Origin of the sequence: Sphingomonas sp. BGYR3 (genome assembly GCF_025153455.1) — a bacterium.
In the GTDB taxonomy this organism is placed as follows: domain Bacteria; phylum Pseudomonadota; class Alphaproteobacteria; order Sphingomonadales; family Sphingomonadaceae; genus Sphingomonas.
Genome location: NZ_JANZNT010000001.1, coordinates 391,549 through 409,770, shown reverse-complemented (window position 1 = coordinate 409,770; position 18,222 = coordinate 391,549). Strand labels below are relative to the sequence as shown.

Below are 18,222 nucleotides of genomic sequence, written 5' to 3'. Positions count from 1 at the left end.
CGCTCAGGGGGTAACCGGGTCGGCTGCTCCCTGTTCGGCGTCGGCGGACCTTGGTTCCGACGCTTCCTCGCCCTTCCCTGCCTCGATCTGTGCGGCCTTTTCGGGCTCGACGATCAGCTTCGTCAGCGGTCTTGGCGAATGGTCGATCACCGGCAGCGGCTCGATGGTCTTGCCCGCCGTTTCGATGTTGAGCGCCTCGAACCGCTTGGCCGACGTCATCACCTGAGACTCAAGGCTGCCGACAAAGCTGTTATAGGCGCCCATGGCGGTGCCTAGATTCTTGCCCAGCCGCTCGACATGGCTGCCCATCGTCACGATGCGCCCGTGCAATTCCCGGCCCAGTTCCGCGATTTGCCGCGCTTCCTTGGCCAGTTTTTCCTGACGCCACACCGCATCGACGGTGCGCGCGATCGCGATCAGATTGGTCGGCGTGGCGATCAGCACCCGGCGGTTGAACGCATAGTCCCAAAGTTCCGGATCATGGTCGAGTGCGGCAGAAAGGAAATGCTCGCCCGGCACGAACATCACCACATAATCGGGCGCATCCTCGAACTGCTGCTGGTAATTCTTGCTGCCCAGCTGATTGATGTGGTTTTTCATCGACGCGACATGCGCGGTCATGTGCAGCGCCTTTTCGGCATCGTCCACCGCGCCATGCGCGTCCTGATAGGCATTGAGCGATACCTTGGCATCGATCACCAGCGACTTGCCGCCGGGGATGCGCACGATGGCGTCGGGGCGCAGCCGGTTGCCGTCGCTTTCGACGCTGACCTCCATCTCGAAATCCGTATGTTCGGCAAGGCCGCAGGTTTCAAGGACGTTGCGCAGCTGCTGTTCGCCCCACCGGCCGCGTGCCTTGGGCGCCGAACGCAGGGCGTTGACGAGTTTCGATGCCTCGGCCCGCACCTCGTTCTGGCCCAGCCGCATCTGTTCGATCACCCCGGCCAGATTGCCGAAATCCGTCTTTCGCTCCGCCTCGATCCGCCCGACCTGCTCCTCATACCGCTTGAGCGAGGTTTCGACGGGTTGCAGCAACGCGCGGATCTTGGCCTCGTTGCTGTTGCCCGCCTCGGCAAAGCGCGCATCCGCCCTCTTGAGAAACTGGTCCTGCGCCTCCTGCAGCGTCTTGGCGGCGACTTCGGAAAACTGGGTACGAAGCTGTTCCTTCGCCGCTTTCAGCTCGTCGATCACGCCCTGCGCCGCGCGCAGATCGGACCGGATCTGCACCAGTTCCAGCCGGGCGACATCCCGTTCCTCACGAATATGCTCCAACGCGCCGCGCAGTTCCGGTACCTGTCGCGCTTCGCTGGACGCCTCGGCCAGTTCGGTGATTGCCCGCTTGAATTCCGCCTCGCGCAGATCGCGTTCCGCACGGGCCTCGACAATGCGGCGCTCACCGACGAACCAGCCGGCGGCAAGCCCCACCGCAAGCGCGACGACGACAAGCAAGACAATAATCAACGGATCCATGATCACCCAATCCCCGGAACGAAGCGGGAACTTAAACCATGGTTACCGGCGGCACAAGGGCCGGGCCAGGCCCCCTGCCCCGTCCGTCACTCCGCCTGGCGGATCAGGCGGCGGCCTTGCGCGCCTTGGCAAGCTTTTTCAGGATCATCTCCCGCTTCAGCCGCGACAGATGGTCGATGAACACCACACCCTGAAGGTGGTCCATCTCATGCTGGATACAGGTGGCGAGCAACCCCTCGAACACCTCGTCATGGGCATTGCCGTCTTCGTCCAGCCATTTGACGCGGCATCGGGCGGGGCGTTCGACATCGGCAAACTGTTCGGGCACCGACAGGCATCCCTCGGTATAGACCGACTGATCGTCCGACGGATCAAGGATTTCGGGATTGATGAAGACGCGGGGATGCCGGATCGGCTTGCCGTCCTCGCCCTCTTCTTCCTGCAGGTCCATGACGATCACGCGCTTCGGCACACCGACCTGGATTGCGGCAAGGCCGATGCCCGGCGCGTCGTACATGGTGTCGAACATGTCCGCGATCAGCGCGCGCAGCTCGTCGTCCACCGTGTCCACTGGCGTGGAAATGGTGCGCAGACGGGGATCGGGAACCTCGATGATCGGAAGAATGGCCATGGCGCTGATTTAGGTTCAGGCCCTGTGCCGGTCAAGCGACCGGCCGCCGCGCCCTCAACGCCTGTGCCAGCGTGCCTTCGTCCAGATAGTCCAGCTCGCCGCCGACCGGCAGGCCATGGGCAAGCTGAGTCACGCGCACCGGAAACTGTTCCAGCCGCTCGGCCACATAATGGGCCGTCGTCTGCCCCTCCAGCGTGGCGTTCATCGCCAGCACCACTTCGTCCACGCCGCCGCCCTCGATCCTGCGGACGAGCAGATCGATGGTCAGATCCTCCGGTCGCACCCCGTCCAGCGCCGACAATCGGCCGCCCAGCACGTGAAACCGGCCGGGGAACAGCCGCGCCCGATCCAGCGCCCACAGGTCGGCCACCTCCTCCACCACACAGATGGACCGGGCATCGCGGCGTGGATCGGAACAAATCGCGCAAGGATCGCTGGTGTCGATATTCCCGCACTGGCGGCATGGCGTCAGTGCCGCCGAAACCGAGGACAAAGCCCGCACCAGCGGCTCCAGCACCGTCTCCCGCCGTTTGAGCAGATGGAGTACCGCGCGGCGCGCCGACCGGGGGCCAAGCCCGGGCAGGCGCGACAGGAGCTGGGTGAGCGTTTCGATCTCGGAAGAGGCCATGACTGACATTAGGGGCTTGCGCGCCGGGCTGCCAAGGGGTTGAGACGGGATATGCGGATCATCTTCATGGGCACGCCGGCCTTTGCCGTTCCGGTTCTCGACGCGCTGATCGATGCCGGTCACGAGGTTGCGGCGGTTTACAGCCAGCCGCCACGCGCCGGCGGGCGTCGGGGCAATGCCCTTACCCCCTCTCCCGTCCATGCCCGTGCCGAGGCGCTGGGCATCCCGGTGCGCACCCCCGTGTCGCTGAAGGGCGAGGCGGAGCAGGCCGATTTCGCCGCAATCGGTGCCGAGGTCGCGGTGGTCGCCGCCTATGGCCTGATCCTGCCGCGCGCGGTACTGGATACGCCGCGGCTTGGCTGTCTGAACGTCCACGCCTCCCTGCTGCCGCGCTGGCGCGGGGCCGCACCCATTCAGCGCGCGATCCTGGCCGGAGACATCGAAACCGGCGTGGGCATCATGCAGATGGCGGCTGGCCTGGACACCGGCCCTGTCCGGCTGGAGGGGCGGACGGTCGTTGACGGAAAGACAGCGGGCGAGCTGACCACGGAACTGGCGGCGATGGGCGCGCGTCTGATGGTGCAGGTGCTGTCCGACCCCGCAGCCTATCCCCCGGTGGAACAGCCGCTGACCGAAGTGACCTATGCGGCAAAGATCGACAAGGCAGAAGCCAGGATCGACTGGACCGCCGGTGCCATCGCCGTCGAGCGACAGGTGCGCGCGTTCAACCCCGCGCCTGGGGCGTGGTTCATGTTGGGCGATGAACGAATCAAGCTGCTGGCAGCAACCGTTGTGGAGCGGGATGGTGCACCGGGCGAGGTGCTGGACGATGCGCTGACGATCGGCTGCGGCACTGGCGCCATCCGCGCGATAACCGTGCAGCGGGCCGGCCGGTCGGTAACCAGCGCCGCCGATCTGCTGCGTGGCCTGTCCATTCCGGCGGGCACCCGGCTGTCGTGACGCGCTTCGCCTTTACCGTCGAATATGATGGCCGTCCCTTCATGGGCTGGCAGCGTCAGGCGCACGGGCCCAGCGTTCAGGCATCGATCGAGCGGGCGATCTATGCCGTGACAGGCGAGGCGGCGACGGTCCACACCGCGGGGCGGACTGATGCGGGCGTTCACGGCATGGCGATGCGGGCCCATGCCGATATCGAACGGGATATCGCGCCCTTTCGGCTGATGGAGGGGATGAATGCCCAGCTTCGGCCCGATCCGGTGGCGATCCTGGATTGCATCGTCGTCCCGGATGACTGGCATGCGCGGTTTTCCTGCATCGGGCGCAGTTACGAATACCGGATCGTCAACCGGCGCGCGCCGCTGACCTGGGAACGGGGCCTTGCCTGGCGCGTGCCCCAGCCACTGGCCGAAGGCGCGATGGCAGAGGCGGCCGGCCACCTGATCGGACGGCATGACTTCACCACCTTTCGGTCCGCCCATTGTCAGGCGGACAGCCCGGTGCGCACGCTGGACCGGCTGGATGTCGTGCGCGACGGCGACCGGGTGACGATTTATGCCGCCGCGCGGTCCTTCCTGCATCATCAGGTGCGATCGATGGTCGGTTGCATGGCGCTGGTCGGCATGGGCCGCTGGCACCCGGATCAGGTGGCAACGGCGCTTGCCGCGCGCGACCGGTCGGCATTGGGCCTGAACGCGCCGCCCGACGGGCTGTATTTCGTGGCGGCCCGTTATCCCTGACGCGAAAAGCGCGATGCCAGCTCGACATGCGTTGACCAGCGGAACTGGCCGACGGGTCGCACCCAGTCGAGGCGATAGCCCCCTTCACACAGAGTTTTCGCATCGCGCGCGAAGCTACTGGGATTGCACGAGATATAGCTGACGATCTCGGCGCCAGATTGGGCGATCTGGCCCACCTGTTCGCGCGCGCCGGCGCGGGGCGGATCCAGGATGATGGCATCGAACCGGCCGCAATCCGCCGCCGATACCGGGTTGCGGAACAGGTCGCGGTGATCGGCCGCAATCGCAATGCCCGCTGCGCCTGCCCCTGCCTTCATCGCCAGCACGGCATCGCGCGCCGCCTCTGCCGCATAAATACGGCGTCCCGGCGCCATGGCAAAGGCAAAGGTGCCCAGGCCCGCGAACAGGTCGGTAATCATGCGCGCATCGCTCACGGCCTCCAGCGCGGCGGCGATCAGCGCCGTTTCGCCATCCGCCGTCGCCTGAAGAAAGCTGCCCGCCGGCATCGGTACGGGCACCCCCGACAGGGTGATCGTCACCGCATCCGGTTCCCACCGGGTTTCCGGGCCGAACCCCTCATCCAGGCTCAGCCGCGCAAGCCCGTGCGCCTCCGCAAAATCGGTGATGGCAAGCGCGGATTCGAGCCCCGCACTGGCAAATCCCTTGATCAGCACGTCCGGCCCCTGATCCGTCAGGGTCAGGTGAAGGTCGGCCCGCCCGCGCGCCGGCATGATCCGCGACAGCAGCCCCCGGATCGGCTCGACCAGCGCAAACAGCCGCGGATGCAGGATCGGACATTCGGCAAGGTCGATCAGCCGGTGGCTGCGCTCTGCGCTGAACCCGATCAACACCGTCCTGCCGCGCCGTTCGACGTGCAGCGCAGCGCGTCTCCGGCTGGCCGGCGGCGACAGGTGCGGCGCTCGCAACTCGGTCTCCAGCCCCTGAGCCGCCAGCGCATCGCGCACCCGTGCGGTGGCAAAGTCGGCGTAGGTTTCGTCGTCCAGATGCTGAAGCTGACACCCGCCACAGGCCGGGAAATGCCGGCATGGCGGCGTCTGATGGTGCGGGCCGGGCAGGATCGTGCCGTCCGGCGTCACCTGATCGCCGGGAGCGGTCAACGGCACCGCCCGCCCGGATGCGGTCATGCCATCGCCGCGCGCCGCAACCCGGACGATGGTTTCCGTCGGGGTGTCAGACATTCGGCAAGGGCTTTCAGCAGAGATGGGATCCGGTCATCGGCGGCCATGGCCCCCGCGATGCGCAGCCATACCCCGTCTGCCGGGCCATGCAAGCCAGCCCCGCAGTCGCACGGGCTGGCCTGTCTGTCCTTGACCTTGTGTCCGGTCAGTACCGAACCGTCACACCGATCGCGATCTGGCGCCCCAGCCCGTCATATCGCGCCGAATTGGTGTTGTTGCGCGACAGGGTCAGGTCATAGCTGTTCGGGAACAGCGGCGGCATCGTATCCAGCAGATTGTTGGCCAGAAGCCGCAACGTCATCCGCTTGTCGATCACCATGGTCATGGCGAGGTCGAAATAATTGTACGCCTCGACCCGGTTGAATGTGCTGCGCGCATCCGCTTCGGTATAACCGATCCCCGGATCGTTCGAATTGAGCGTCAGCGTCTGCGGCCCGATATGGCGCCAGTTGAGCGACAGGCTGAACACATCGTCGGCCGTGGTATAGGTGGTGCGCAGGCCATGCTGCCATTTCGGGAACGAAACGCCGCAGCGCGGACCATAAAACCCGACGCAGTTGCGCGGCAGGAACTGCGTCACGCCATTGGCATCGACATATTGGGGCGCATCCTGACCGCCGACATAGGTGGTGCGGGTACCATTGAAGAGGAAGTTGAGCCGCCCCGCCTGATTGAGAGACAGGTCATATTGCGCCTGAACGTCCCAGCCATGCGCCTTTGACTTGTAGAAATTGGTCGTGCCCTGCCGGAAATATCCGGCCGTGGGATTGCCCGCCGCGGCGTTGAAAAGGATCGAGGTCGTCGGATCACGCACAACGCCGGAACAGAAAAAGGGCTGACCGGTGGCAAGGCATCCGTTCAGATAATAGCTGGCGTCGTTATACCCGATCGAATCGTCCAGATCGATCAGATACCGATCCACCGACACGGTCAGGCCGGGCAGGAAACGCGGCTTCAGGATGACGCCGAACGTCTTGGTATAGGCGGTTTCCGGGCGGATATCGAACCCGCCATTGCGCGTCGTGCAGTTCCCCTCCGGGCAAGCCAGCGCCTCGCTGCCATAAAGCGCATCGGCTAGGCCGGTGTTGCGGCACTGTGCCAGCGTTGCCGTCGGCGCGACCAGATTGCCGTTGGGGTCCCGCGTGCTGGCGCACGGATCCTGCAACAGCACCTGCCCGTAGGTCAGGTTCGTCGCCTGGGCGATCTCGATCACCGTTGGCGCGCGCTGCGCCTTGTTGATCGAACCGCGCAGGGTGATGTCGGGGATCGGCGCCCAGACACCCTCCGCCTTCCAGGTCGAGAAGCCCTTGTCGTTGCTGCTGTACTTGGAATAGCGATAGCCGCCGTTCAGCTGAAGCAGGTCGGTCCACGACTGATCCTCGACCAGCGGCACCTGCACCTCGACATTGGCCTCCCGCGCCGACTGGCGGAAACTGGCGTCATTGCCGCCATTCTGATCCCGGAACGCCTGATCGGCGAAACTGCGGAAATTATCCTCCCGATATTCCAGGCCAAGGGCGATCGCCACGCCCTGCTTGGCAAAGGGCGACGTGATGCCATAGGTGCCAAGGTCGCCGTTGACCGTCGCAATGACGTCATACAGCTTGCCGATACTGGTGCTCTGACCCCCTTCCAGCGCGAACAGGTAATTGACCAGATCGGCGGTACCGGCATTGGCGCGAAAGGCATCGAACGGAACGCAGGCGGGATCGGTGCCGTCGACGACCGATGCACAGGTCGGCACGCCGCCGACCGATACCACGTTCAGCGACCGGTTGACCTGATCGAACCCCGGCAGGATCGACGGCTGGTAATCCTGACGATTGCGGGAATAGACGCCGCCGACGTCATAGCTCCACCCCTCGGCAAAGCTGCCCCGGACGCCACCGGTAATCCGCAGTGCCTGGTTGATATAGGTGTCCTCGACATCCGGCGAATTGGCAAAGCGATACCGGACATCGAGCGGCGCCAGCGCGCCCGTGCCGGCCGCTGCACCGCAGACCGCACTGGCCTGCGCCTGCGACAGGAACGGATTGTTGCAATTCACCTGAAATGGCTGATCGCCATAAACCGTGAATGACAGCACCCGCGACGGAAACGGATTGGTCGATCGGTCCCGGAACCACAGGACATTGCTGTACAGCTCGACCGCGTCGGACAGCTTCAGCGTGGCAAAGCCGCCGGTATTGTACCGTTCCAGCTGCCGCTGGTACGACAGGCCGTCAAACGGGTTGGCAGCATTACCCGGCCCCGCGCCATAGGTCACGAAATCCCGCGTCCCGGCAGGATTGTTGACAAACCCCGCCCCATTGTTCGGACCCGAACGCGGCGAGATGTACCCGCTGGTGGAATAGGTTGAAAGCTGACAGCTCAGTGGCCCGTCCGGCGTCAGCTGCTGCAGGTAACACGGCGAATTTGACCGGGCGCGATAGGGGACCAGTTCCGCCTGGCGATAGCTGAAAAAGCCGGTGAGGCTCAGCCTGTCGTCGAAAAACTTCTTCCCCAGCGTCAGTGTCAAATCCGACCGGCCACCATCCGTACCGCCGGAGGTCGCCGGGGAAAACCCGGATGCCTCTGCCACCGGGCTTGCCAATGTCCGTTTGTTATCATGGAGATAGAAGTTATAGTTCGCATCCAGTCGCACGCCTTCAAAGTCGCGGTCCATGATGAAATTGACCACACCGGAAATCGCATCCGACCCGTAAACCGACGATGCCCCGCCAGACAGGATATCGACCCGCTTCAGCAGCGTTACCGGGATGATCCCCGTATCCTGGGCATTCTGCGTGCCGAGCCGGAGGCCATCGACCAGCACCAGCGTCCGTTCAAAGCCCAGGTTGCGCAGCTTGATCCGCTGACGCCCATCTGAATCCTGATAGCTTTGCTGGGCATCCGGCGCGATCTGGGGCAGGCGGTTCAGCACCTCTTCGACCGAGATCGGTGCCTGCGCCTTGATCTCCGCATCGGTGACCGAAGTGATCGGAGCCGCCGCATTGGCATTGGGGCGAAGAATGCGGCTGCCGGTGACCACGATGTCGCCCGGATCGACCTGAGCCGGCTGCTCCGTCGCTTCGGGCTGCTCCGTCGGTGTGGTTTGAACATCCTGTGCAACCGCTACGGCGGGCAACCCGGCCGCCAGAATGGAGGTGGCCAGCAGCCATCCGGTCGTCTTGGTCATGATACGCTCCCTTACTCGGCGCCGTCCCCCGGCGCCCTTGCTCACTTCTTCGCAGTCTCCATCGATTGCGCCTGATGCACCGACGTCCGGCCCGACTGGTCGGTCACGGCATAGGTAAAGCCGGGCAGCAGCGACCCGGCACCAACGCGCCCATCGCGGCCGATCGCCAGAAACGCCACCTGCGTGCCATTCAGCTTGGCTCCGCGCAGCCGGGTCAGGTGGTCCAGCGCCTCGCGGCACGCCGCTTCCGGCGACAGGCCGGTGCGCATCGATGCGACGACCCGGGCGCTGCCGGCGATCCGCGTTACTTCCTCGCCCAGCCCCGTCGCCGTTGCGCCGCCAACCCCGGCCTCGACAAACAGGCCGCAACCGACTTGCGGGCTGTCTCCGATGCGGCCGTGCATCTTGAACGCCATTCCTGATGTCGTGCAGGCACCGGCCAGTCGTCCGTCGCGGGACCGGCCAAGCAGTCCGATAGTGTCGTGATCCCGCGCGTCTCCCTGAATTGCCTTGCGATTTTCGATATTTGCGATCGGTTTATACCGTGCGGTCTCAAGCCATTTGCGCCATTCCGCCTCGGCTTCAGGGGTCAGCATGGTCGTCCGGGGGAAGCCGCAGTCCATGGCAAAGCGGGTTGCCCCTTCTCCCACCAGCATCGTGTGCGGGGTGCGATCCATGACCGCCCGCGCGACAGATATGGCGTGCATGACGTGTTCCAGGGCCGCCACCGCGCCGACATTGCCCGCATCGTCCATGATGACCGCATCCGTCGTCACCCTGCCGTCCCGATCCGGATAGCCGCCATAGCCGACGGAATGGTTCGTCGGATCGGCCTCAGGCACCCGTGCGCCCGCCTCTACGGCATCAAGCAGGGTGCCGCCTGCAGACAACGTCCGATACGCCGCATCATTCGCCGCAGCGCCAAAATCCCAGGTCGACAGGAACATCGCCGGCGCATCTGGCCGAATGGCCGCCTGCGACGCTAGTGGAGTGGCCGCAGCCGCGCCCAGAAGATGCCGCCGGCTCATCCCGATCGTCATGCTACCCCCCGCTTCGTTGTGATCCGGGCGACGCGCCCCGGTCGCAAATCCTGCTCAATGGAAGCACCGATGCCCGCGCCGCCGGCCGCAGAGCCAGGACGGCGGCGAGGCATCACACCGGGCGCCGCGGTTCCGGTCAACGGACGGCGGCTTCGTTCGAGCAGAGGAATCGAATTGGCTCAGCGGGGACGGCCATCATGACCACCTGCCCGTTACAACCCGTTCCCGACACCCCTGCCATTTGCCAGCCCCTCAGCCCGCAACACGCACCATCAGTTTCATATGCGAAAGCGAATGTCCGTCATACAGCCGGGCGCTTCGGGTCATCGCAACAGCGGCAATGTTCGTCGGATGCGGAACAATTCGGTGCGGCCCGACTGGATCGGACGAACGGAGCGGAGGGATGAACGCGATTCGCTGGTTGCTCGCGATGGGTTTCCGCCGCAGCGATGCTCTATCGCGTCGGTGACAGCGCGCTTGCCGGGATGCGGTAACGGGCATTGCCGATGGCCACTTCCTGATCGCCATTCGATGCCGGCGTGACGCGGGCCGGTTCGGCGCCATCGGCGGCAGCCAAGGTGCGTCCATCCTGGACCAGCCGAAAGCGATGGAACCCGCCATCGGGCAGCCGCGCGGTCAGCACGACGCCCCCGTCATCCTGTTTCCGGTCGAGCAGGCACTGGCGCGAGAACGCCGTTTCACCGGGCGGCGCGCACTCGATCCCGTTTGCCGCCTGTTCCGGATCGGGCTGGTCTTGGGCAGCATTGCCGGGCTGCAGTTCACCCCCGCCACACCCGGCCAGCATCAGCAACAGGCCAATGGCGCTAGATATCCGCATAAACATGACGTTCAGCCCTTGCCCCCGGGTGCGTTACCGCGCCCTTGTAGGCCGGACCGACCGTCTGTGAATAGCGATACAGCGCACCGGACTGATAGTCATTGGTCCGCGGCTGCCAGCGCGCGCGCCGCTCGGCCAGCACCGCGTCGTCGACCAGCAGGTCGATCGTCCCCGCCTCTGCATCGATGCGGATGGTGTCGCCATCCTCGACCAGTGCGATGGGGCCGCCATCCGCTGCCTCCGGCCCGACATGGCCGATGCAGAAACCGCGCGTGGCCCCCGAAAAACGGCCATCGGTGATCAGCGCGACCTTCTCCCCCATGCCCAGGCCATAGAGCGCGGCAGTGGTCGACAGCATCTCGCGCATGCCCGGCCCGCCCTTGGGGCCTTCATACCGGATGATAACCACGCAGCCCTCGGCGATATCTCGTGCCTCGACGGCGGCAAAGGCGTCCTCTTCACGGTCGAAACAGCGCGCCGGACCCTCGAACTGAAGGCGCTTCATGCCTGCGACCTTCACGATCGCCCCTTCGGGCGCCAGCGTACCGCGCAGGCCGACGACGCCGCCCGTCGCCGTGATTGGCGCTTCGACCGGATAGATCACCTTCTGATCCGGGTTCCACGTCACCTCGTCGATATTCTCGCCCAGCGTCTTACCGGTCACCGTCATGCAGTTTCCGTCCAGGAAGCCGCCGTCCAGCATCGTCTTCATCAACATGTAAACGCCGCCGGCCTCGTACATGTCCTTGGCGACATACTTGCCGCCCGGTTTAAGGTCAGCGATGTAAGGCATTGATTTGAATGCCTCAGCAACGTCGTGCAGGTCGAATTCGATCCCTGCCTCGTTCGCCATGGCGGGCAGGTGCAGGGCGGCGTTGGTCGACCCGCCCGTGGCGGCGACGACGCGAGCTGCGTTGATGAACGCCTCCCGCGTACAGATGTCGCGCGGCCGCAGGTTCCGTTCGATCAGGGTCATCACCTGCTCGCCCGCCGCAATCGCCACCTCTTCCCGGCTGCGATAGGGCGCGGGCACCATGTTGCTGTTGGGCAGCGACAGGCCGATCGCCTCTCCGACACAGGCCATGGTGTTCGCCGTAAACTGGCCACCGCAGGCGCCGTGACCCGGACAGGCGACCTTTTCCAGCGCGATCAGTTCGTGCAAGGGACAGTTGCCGGCGGCATATTGGCCGACCGCTTCGAACACATCCACGACGGTAACGTCGCGGTCGTGGTAGCGGCCGGGCAGGATCGACCCGCCATAGACAAAGATCGACGGCACGTTGAGGCGCAGCATCGCCATCATCATGCCCGGCAACGACTTGTCGCACCCGGCAAAGGTAACCAGCGCGTCATAACAATGGCCGCGCACGGACAATTCGACCGAGTCGGCAATCACCTCGCGGCTGACGAGGGACGATTTCATCCCCTGATGCCCCATCGCGATTCCGTCGGTGACGGTGATGGTGTTGAACCGGCGCGGCATCCCGCCGCCCTGGATCACGCCAGTGCGCGCGGCATCCGCCTGAATATCCAGCACGGTGTTGCACGGCGCAGAGTCGTTCCCGGCACTGGCAATGCCTACAAAGGGCTTGGCGATATCCGCCTCTTCGATGCCCATAGCGTAATAATAGCTGCGGTGCGGGGCGCGCTCCGGCCCCATGGAAACATGGCGGCTGGGCAGGCGGTTCTTATCGAAACGATTGGTCATGGCGCGCAAGCCTATGTCGTCAAATGCCCCCTTGACGCAACCCTGTTACGCAATGTGGCGATCATTTCGCTCAAATGGGACGCCCAGGCATCGATCCCGGCGGGCGTCAGCAGTTGATCGTTGCGAACTTCGATCGCGATGCCGGCAATCCCCGCCGCCTCGGCATGGCGGTTGATCGTCGTGTTGAGATCGCGGCCCGAATAGGGCTGGTTATCGCCGGGCGACAGTCCCTGTGCCGTCAGCGCAGCCAGCGCCGCTTCTCCCGTCCACCGATCCCGGTTGTAGAGGACACCAATCGTCCATGGCCGGTCCACCGGCGCAGTCTCAAGCCGCGGTGTAAAGCTGTGGATCGCGACGATCAGGTCGGGGCGATACAGCCGGACGGCGCTGGCCACGGCGCAGTGATAGGGGCGGTGAAAGCGCGCGATGCGCTGTGCGGCATTCGCATCCCGGTTTCCGGGGACGTCATGACCGTCCGAAGCCATGGGGATCAGCCCCAGCCGGTCCGGTTCGCGGTGCAAATCAATGACCAGCCGGGAAACCGTGCCCAGCACCGCTGGCCAGCCCGTGCTAGCAGCAAGCGTACGGGTCAGCGCACCCGCCCCGATGTCATAGGCGATGTGCAGATTGAGCAGCGCCGGATCGATGCCAAGATCAACGTCGACGGGCACATGATTGCTGGCATGATCGCACAGCAGCAGCGCGCCGCCCGCCGCACCGTCGATCCGTTCCGCTGCCTCGCTCATCGCTGTCCCATGCCCGACCGGGCAGCCTGAAGTCGGGCCAAAAAGGAGTCGGCGCCAAACCGGTCGAGAAACCCGCCCTGATCATCCGCCGCGTCGGGATCGGCGATCCGCTGCTTGAGCAGCGCCATCGCCACCCCGTCATTCGCCATCATCGCCTGTGCCATCGCGTCGCCTGCCGCTTCCGGGCGTTCCTCCACCCGATAGACAAGGCGCAGCCGCAACGCTTCGTCCGCCGCAATCCGTTCCGCTGCCAACAGCAGGCGCGCAGCCCCGCCCGGCCCGGCCCGTGCGGTCAGCCGGCGAATATCCGCCACCGGGTAGGTCAGCCCGATCCGTGCCGCCGGAATGGAAAAGCGGGCCTGCCGACCGGCCAGCACGATATCGCACGCCATCATCAACGCGACGCCGGCGCCGTGGCATTCCCCCTCGACCACCCCGATCACGGGAAGGGGTAGCACCGCCAGCCCGTCGATCGCCGCCCGCATTGCGGCCAGGAACGACTGGCGTGCCGCGGCATCGGCCGCCAGCACCGTAAACTCGTTCAGATCGGCACCGGCGCAGAAGCAGCGCGGATCGGCGGACCGCAACAGCACGACCCGCGCATCGCTGTCCGCTATGGCCGCAACCGCCTCCGCCAGCCGAAGCCAGTGCCGGGTGGCCAGCGCATTGCGCGCCCCTGGCCGGTTCAGGGTAAGGGTGGCGATGCCGCCGCGATGCGCGACGTCAATCATCGCTGCACCCGCTGGCGTAAAGGATGGCGCTCGCCCTGGGGCTGGGGCCATCGGCGGACGTCCCGCTCCCGGCGTCTGATCCGCTGTTGCCGGAGTGCGCCCGGATCGGTCATTTTCGGGTTCAGGACCATGGTAAAGCCGACATTAGGGCCGAAGCCGCGTCGGACAGACCCACCAACCCGCCTGAGTGGATGCCTGTTCGGCCGCCATCATCATCTGCTCCTCGCTGTCGAACAGCGCAAAGCAGGTTGCTCCCGATCCCGACATCCGCGCCAGAACCACCCCCGGGTACGCTTCCAGCAACGCCAGCGGCGCATCGATGCCGGGAGCGACCAGCCGGGCGGGCGGGTACAAATCGTTTCGGCCATCCAGCGCCGCCGCCATGACGTCATCCGTCCGCAACGGCCCGCGATCCAGGCCATCCCACCGCGCAAACACTGCCGCCGTCGACACCGCAATGCCCGGATTGATCAGCAAAACCAGCCGTCCTGCCGCGCCGGTCAGCGGTTGCAACTGCTCCCCCCTGCCCCTGCCCATGGCCGTTCGACCGAACAGACAGGCCGGCACGTCCGAGCCAAGCCCGTCGGCCAGGTCATATAGCCGGGCGTTATCCGCCCCAATGCCCGTCATCCGTGCCAGCGCACGAAGCGTTGCAGCCGCGTCCGCCGATCCTCCGCCGATGCCGGATGCGACCGGCAGGTTCTTGACCAGTTCAATGGCGACCGCAGGCAGACCAAAGGCCGTCCGAAACCGATCCCGCGCCCGCGTCACCAGATTGTCCGTTTCGGCATCCAGCGCCGCGCCGAACGGCCCGGAAATGCGAAATTCGTCGCGCTCAGCGGGTTCAACCGACACGACATCGCCCGCCTCGACAAAGGCGAACAGCGTTTCCAGTTCGTGATAGCCGTCCGGCCGACGCGCACGGACATGCAGGGCAAGGTTGATCTTGGCCGGGGCCGGCTCCGTTATCCGCATGGATCAGTCGCCCTTCAGGCCAGCCTCGATCTTGGTCGCCAGCCGTGCCGCCTCGTCCGTGTCGGCATAGACCGCCGCGGCGCGCCACGCATATCGCGCCTCGTACCGGCGGCCCAGCTGCCAATAGGCATCGCCCAGATGCTCCTGAATGGTCGTATCCGCTGGCTCGGCACGTGCCGCCTTTTCCAGCAGCGGCAGCGCCCGTTCCGGTTCGCCGCCGCGATAATAGGCCCAGCCCAGCGAATCGACGATGGAGGCATTGTCGGGGCTGAGCGTCACTGCCCGCTCGAGCAACTTGCGCGCCGCCTTCACATTTTCGCCGCGCTCGATCTGCGCATAGCCCAGATAGTTGAGCGCCAGCGGCTCGTCCGGCGCCAGGTCGACCGCGCGCTTGAGCAGGGTCAGAGCCTCACGCCACCGTCCGCCCCTTTCCAGCGCGCCGCCCTGTTGCAGGGCCAGCGCCCATTCCGGGCCGGCACCGCGCTTTCGGGCCTCGCCATAGGCAGCGGCGGCGGCAAGCTCGTCACCCGACGCGCTCAGCAGATCGCCCAGAACCTGATAATCATTGCCGTCCGCACTGGCCCGCGCGGCAACCTTTCGGGCATCAATCAGCGCCTCGTCGATGCGGCCGGCGGCTTGCAGGATCGCGATGCGGGCACCGGGAACTGCAGCGGCAAAGGGGCTGTCCGGTTCAATCCGTTCAAGCTGCGCCAGCGCCAGATCGGGCGTCCCCTCCCGCGCCAGGTTATCGGCCAGGATCAGCTGAGCCCGGCTGTGCGCGGGATCAAGGATCAGCGCCGCCCGCGCCAGCACCATGGCCAGCGGCTCCGTTCCCTCCATCGACAATTCGCCGCCAAGCCGGGTGAAAAGCCGTGAAATGCCGAACCGGGCATCCAGCTTGCGTGGTGCGGCGGCGCGCGCACGATAGGCGGCCAGCACCGGGTCGTCGCCGGTCAGCAGCAGCGTGGCTAGATCGGGCCGGCTGCCCGCCAGCAAATCGGCCGCGGCGATGCGGCTGTCCATCGCGCTCCGCCCCGTCTGGCCCAGCGCGAGCAGCTTCTGCATCCCCTTTTCCGGCTGACCCTGGTCGATTTCCATCAGCGCAGCGGATTCGGTTGCGTACCGGCGGGCGATCGCGGCCGGGGGCGGGACCGACATTGCGGCCAGCGCAGCGGCCGGATCGGTATCATACTGGATCCACGCGGCAATCACCGGCGCCATGAAATCAAGCGGGGTCGATTTAAGCGAGGCGAGTGTTGATGCCGCCGCCGCCTTGTCACCCCGCGCCAAATGATCGGCCAGCACGATCAGCGCGGCATCGGCCGGCTGCCCCTTGGCCCGGGTCATCGCATCGATGGATGCCAGCGCGAGCTTAGTGTCGCCGGACGCAATCGCCTCGCGATAGGCGCGAACCGCGATCTGTTCGTCCTGCGGCAGCTGCGCCAGTGCGGCGGCATAGCCGGACACGGCGGTCGGGACGTCGCCGCGCGCATCGGCTGCACGGGCGCGGGCATAGGCGCTGATGGTCACGTCAGACGCAATTGCGGCGCCCGGTGCCATCAAGGCCAGCGCCGCGATCAGAACGGCGATGCCGGGCCCGCTAGGGTTACATGTTCGGATAATTCGGTCCTCCACCGCCCTCCGGCGCAACCCAGACGATGTTCTGGGTGGGGTCCTTGATGTCACAGGTTTTGCAGTGAACGCAATTCTGCGCATTGATCTGAAATCGCGGCGTGCCGGTTTCCTGTCCGACAACCTCATAGACGCCCGCCGGGCAGTATCGCTGGGCCGGCTCGTCGTACAAGGGCAGGTTGTATTCGATCGGAACGGCCGGATCCTTCAGCTTCAGATGGACCGGCTGGTCCTCCTCATGGTTGGTGTTGGACAGGAACACCGAGGACAACCGATCGAACGAGATGACGCCATCGGGCTTCGGATAATCGATTTTCGGGACGAGGTCCGCGCGCCACAGGCTTTCGTGATCCGGGTGATGCCCCATGGTGAACGGCAGGCGCAGGCCCAGCTGTTCCGCCCACATCGCCGCCCCGGCAAGCCCGGTGCCGATCGTGTCGCCGAACTTCTTCACCAGCGGCACGACGTTGCGCACGATGCGCAATTCCTTTTCGACCCAGCTGGAGCGGTAGGCGTCGGTATAGGCGGTCAGCTCGTCGCCCGACCGGTCTGCTGTCACGGCGTCGAACGCGGCATCGGCGGCCATCATGCCCGTCTTCATCGCGGTATGGCTGCCCTTGATCCGGGGCACGTTCACGAACCCGGCCGAACAGCCGATCAGCGCGCCGCCGGGAAAGGTCAGCTTTGGCACCGATTGCCAGCCGCCGTCATTGATCGCCCGCGCGCCATAGGACACGCGCTTGCCGCCCTCCAGGATCTCGCGGATCGCCGGATGCGTCTTCCACCGCTGCATTTCGTGAAACGGCGACAGATGCGGATTGGAATAATTGAGCCAGGTGACAAATCCCAACGCCACCTGACCATTGGCCTGATGATACAGGAAACCGCCGCCATTCGACCCCGCCGTCTCGCTCAACGGCCAGCCCTGAGTATGGATCACGCGGCCGGGCACGTGCTTGTCGGCCGGAATATCCCACAATTCCTTGATGCCGATGCCATAAACCTGCGGCTCGCTGTCGGCCGCCAGATCATATTTCGCGATCAGCTGCTTGGACAGGTGACCGCGAACCCCCTCGGCAAACAGGGTGTACCGGGCGTGCAGCTCAAGCCCAGGCTGATAATCCGGCTTGTGCGATCCATCGCGCGCCACGCCCATGTCGCCGGTGGCGATGCCCCGCACCGATCCGTCCTCGCCGAACAGCACCTCTGCCGCCGCAAATCCGGGAAAGATTTCCACGCCAAGCGCTTCTGCCTGCCCCGCCAGCCAGCGGCACAGATTGCCCAGCGATCCGGTGTAGCAGCCCTTGTTGTGCATGAATGGCGGCAACAGGAAATGGGGGAACTCGCGCTTGCCCTTGCCGGACAGGACCCAGTGATGGTTTTCCGTCACCGGTACCTCGGCCATCGGGCAATCGAGCGTGCGCCAATCGGGGATCAGCTCATCCAGCGCGCGCGGATCGAACACGGCACCCGACAGGATGTGGGCGCCAACCTCCGACCCCTTTTCGATGACGCAGACGGACAGCTCGCGACCCTCCGCCTCCGCCCGCTGTTTCAGCCGGATCGCGGCCGACAGCCCGGCCGGTCCAGCCCCCACGACCACGACGTCATAGTGCATGGATTCCCGCTCGCTCATCGATCGTCCTCTTCCTTTGCCATCCGGCGTGCCTGTTGATCGTTGATCGGCAACGCCTGAACCGGTTCTTTCGTTCAAGCAGATTGACGGCAGGGTCAACCCGGCCTTTGGTG

15 protein-coding genes are annotated in these 18,222 nt (G+C 65.5%); 2 read left to right on the top strand and 13 right to left on the bottom strand.

What is annotated here, in order from left to right; translation table 11 throughout:
• Positions 1 to 3: 3 nt before the first annotated feature.
• The 3 genes from rmuC to recR all read right to left on the bottom strand — a co-directional run bounded on the left by rmuC (position 4) and on the right by recR (position 2,729).
• A complete protein-coding gene (gene rmuC / locus NYR55_RS01815) occupies positions 4 to 1,470 on the bottom strand; it encodes a DNA recombination protein RmuC (RefSeq protein ID WP_260019543.1) in 1,467 nt (488 codons plus the stop codon).
• Between the two features lie 103 nt (positions 1,471 to 1,573).
• The gene (def, locus tag NYR55_RS01810; protein ID WP_260019542.1) at positions 1,574 to 2,101 is read right to left on the bottom strand and encodes a peptide deformylase; all 528 of its coding nucleotides are present in this window, start codon (positions 2,099 to 2,101) and stop codon (positions 1,574 to 1,576) included.
• A 31-nt stretch (positions 2,102 to 2,132) separates the two neighbouring features.
• Complete coding sequence (recR, locus tag NYR55_RS01805; protein ID WP_260019541.1) at positions 2,133 to 2,729, bottom strand: recombination mediator RecR; 597 nt, start codon at positions 2,727 to 2,729, stop codon at positions 2,133 to 2,135.
• A gap of 51 nt (positions 2,730 to 2,780) precedes the next feature.
• On the opposite strand from recR, the gene fmt reads away from it, so the two are divergent.
• Together fmt and truA are read left to right on the top strand one after the other, a co-directional pair.
• A complete protein-coding gene (fmt, locus tag NYR55_RS01800) occupies positions 2,781 to 3,689 on the top strand; it encodes a methionyl-tRNA formyltransferase (protein ID WP_260019540.1) in 909 nt (302 codons plus the stop codon).
• A complete protein-coding gene (truA, locus tag NYR55_RS01795) occupies positions 3,686 to 4,426 on the top strand; it encodes a tRNA pseudouridine(38-40) synthase TruA (protein WP_260019539.1) in 741 nt (246 codons plus the stop codon). Before fmt ends, truA begins: the two co-directional genes overlap by 4 nt.
• Here the strand turns inward: truA and NYR55_RS01790 are convergent.
• The 10 genes from NYR55_RS01790 to NYR55_RS01745 all read right to left on the bottom strand — a co-directional run bounded on the left by NYR55_RS01790 (position 4,417) and on the right by NYR55_RS01745 (position 18,109).
• Entirely contained in the window at positions 4,417 to 5,625 is a 1,209-nt protein-coding gene (locus NYR55_RS01790) for a class I SAM-dependent RNA methyltransferase (protein WP_260019538.1), read from the bottom strand. The genes truA and NYR55_RS01790 overlap by 10 nt on opposite strands.
• 145 nt (positions 5,626 to 5,770) lie before the next feature.
• Positions 5,771 to 8,803: a TonB-dependent receptor gene (locus tag NYR55_RS01785; protein WP_260019537.1), complete on the bottom strand. Its 3,033-nt coding sequence runs from the start codon at positions 8,801 to 8,803 to the stop codon at positions 5,771 to 5,773.
• A 41-nt stretch (positions 8,804 to 8,844) separates the two neighbouring features.
• Positions 8,845 to 9,843, bottom strand: a complete 999-nt coding sequence (locus tag NYR55_RS01780; protein ID WP_260019536.1) for a N(4)-(beta-N-acetylglucosaminyl)-L-asparaginase — start codon at positions 9,841 to 9,843, stop codon at positions 8,845 to 8,847.
• Positions 9,844 to 10,297: 454 nt separating this feature from the next.
• Complete coding sequence (locus NYR55_RS01775) at positions 10,298 to 10,681, bottom strand: hypothetical protein (RefSeq protein ID WP_260019535.1); 384 nt, start codon at positions 10,679 to 10,681, stop codon at positions 10,298 to 10,300.
• The gene (gene ilvD, locus NYR55_RS01770) at positions 10,668 to 12,389 is read right to left on the bottom strand and encodes a dihydroxy-acid dehydratase (protein ID WP_260019534.1); all 1,722 of its coding nucleotides are present in this window, start codon (positions 12,387 to 12,389) and stop codon (positions 10,668 to 10,670) included. Before ilvD ends, NYR55_RS01775 begins: the two co-directional genes overlap by 14 nt.
• Positions 12,390 to 12,400: 11 nt before the next feature.
• Positions 12,401 to 13,135 (bottom strand): N-formylglutamate amidohydrolase, encoded by a 735-nt coding sequence (locus tag NYR55_RS01765; RefSeq protein ID WP_260019533.1) that lies wholly within the window; start codon positions 13,133 to 13,135, stop codon positions 12,401 to 12,403.
• Complete coding sequence (locus NYR55_RS01760; RefSeq protein ID WP_260019532.1) at positions 13,132 to 13,866, bottom strand: enoyl-CoA hydratase/isomerase family protein; 735 nt, start codon at positions 13,864 to 13,866, stop codon at positions 13,132 to 13,134. Before NYR55_RS01760 ends, NYR55_RS01765 begins: the two co-directional genes overlap by 4 nt.
• Positions 13,867 to 14,010: 144 nt before the next feature.
• Entirely contained in the window at positions 14,011 to 14,841 is an 831-nt protein-coding gene (locus tag NYR55_RS01755) for a 4-(cytidine 5'-diphospho)-2-C-methyl-D-erythritol kinase (RefSeq protein WP_260019531.1), read from the bottom strand.
• A 3-nt stretch (positions 14,842 to 14,844) separates the two neighbouring features.
• Positions 14,845 to 16,371 carry a tetratricopeptide repeat protein gene (locus tag NYR55_RS14975; protein ID WP_260019530.1) on the bottom strand — a complete coding sequence of 509 codons (1,527 nt, stop codon included), beginning with the start codon at positions 16,369 to 16,371 and terminating at the stop codon, positions 14,845 to 14,847.
• A gap of 76 nt (positions 16,372 to 16,447) precedes the next feature.
• Complete coding sequence (locus NYR55_RS01745) at positions 16,448 to 18,109, bottom strand: electron transfer flavoprotein-ubiquinone oxidoreductase (protein ID WP_260019529.1); 1,662 nt, start codon at positions 18,107 to 18,109, stop codon at positions 16,448 to 16,450.
• Positions 18,110 to 18,222: the final 113 nt, after the last annotated feature.

Bases quoted from the DNA above. Each gene is read 5' to 3' on its own strand.
- NYR55_RS01760 (WP_260019532.1), bottom strand. From the start codon at position 13,866: ATGATTGACGTCGCGCATCGCGGCGGCATCGCCACCCTTACCCTGAAC.
- NYR55_RS01785 (WP_260019537.1), bottom strand. From the start codon at position 8,803: ATGACCAAGACGACCGGATGGCTGCTGGCCACCTCCATTCTGGCGGCC.
- fmt (WP_260019540.1), top strand. From the start codon at position 2,781: ATGCGGATCATCTTCATGGGCACGCCGGCCTTTGCCGTTCCGGTTCTC.
- NYR55_RS01755 (WP_260019531.1), bottom strand. From the start codon at position 14,841: ATGCGGATAACGGAGCCGGCCCCGGCCAAGATCAACCTTGCCCTGCAT.
- NYR55_RS01745 (WP_260019529.1), bottom strand. From the start codon at position 18,109: ATGAGCGAGCGGGAATCCATGCACTATGACGTCGTGGTCGTGGGGGCT.
- recR (WP_260019541.1), bottom strand. From the start codon at position 2,729: ATGGCCTCTTCCGAGATCGAAACGCTCACCCAGCTCCTGTCGCGCCTG.
- def (WP_260019542.1), bottom strand. From the start codon at position 2,101: ATGGCCATTCTTCCGATCATCGAGGTTCCCGATCCCCGTCTGCGCACC.
- NYR55_RS01775 (WP_260019535.1), bottom strand. From the start codon at position 10,681: ATGCGGATATCTAGCGCCATTGGCCTGTTGCTGATGCTGGCCGGGTGT.
- NYR55_RS01790 (WP_260019538.1), bottom strand. From the start codon at position 5,625: ATGTCTGACACCCCGACGGAAACCATCGTCCGGGTTGCGGCGCGCGGC.
- NYR55_RS01765 (WP_260019533.1), bottom strand. From the start codon at position 13,135: ATGAGCGAGGCAGCGGAACGGATCGACGGTGCGGCGGGCGGCGCGCTG.
- ilvD (WP_260019534.1), bottom strand. From the start codon at position 12,389: ATGACCAATCGTTTCGATAAGAACCGCCTGCCCAGCCGCCATGTTTCC.
- NYR55_RS01780 (WP_260019536.1), bottom strand. From the start codon at position 9,843: ATGACGATCGGGATGAGCCGGCGGCATCTTCTGGGCGCGGCTGCGGCC.
- rmuC (WP_260019543.1), bottom strand. From the start codon at position 1,470: ATGGATCCGTTGATTATTGTCTTGCTTGTCGTCGTCGCGCTTGCGGTG.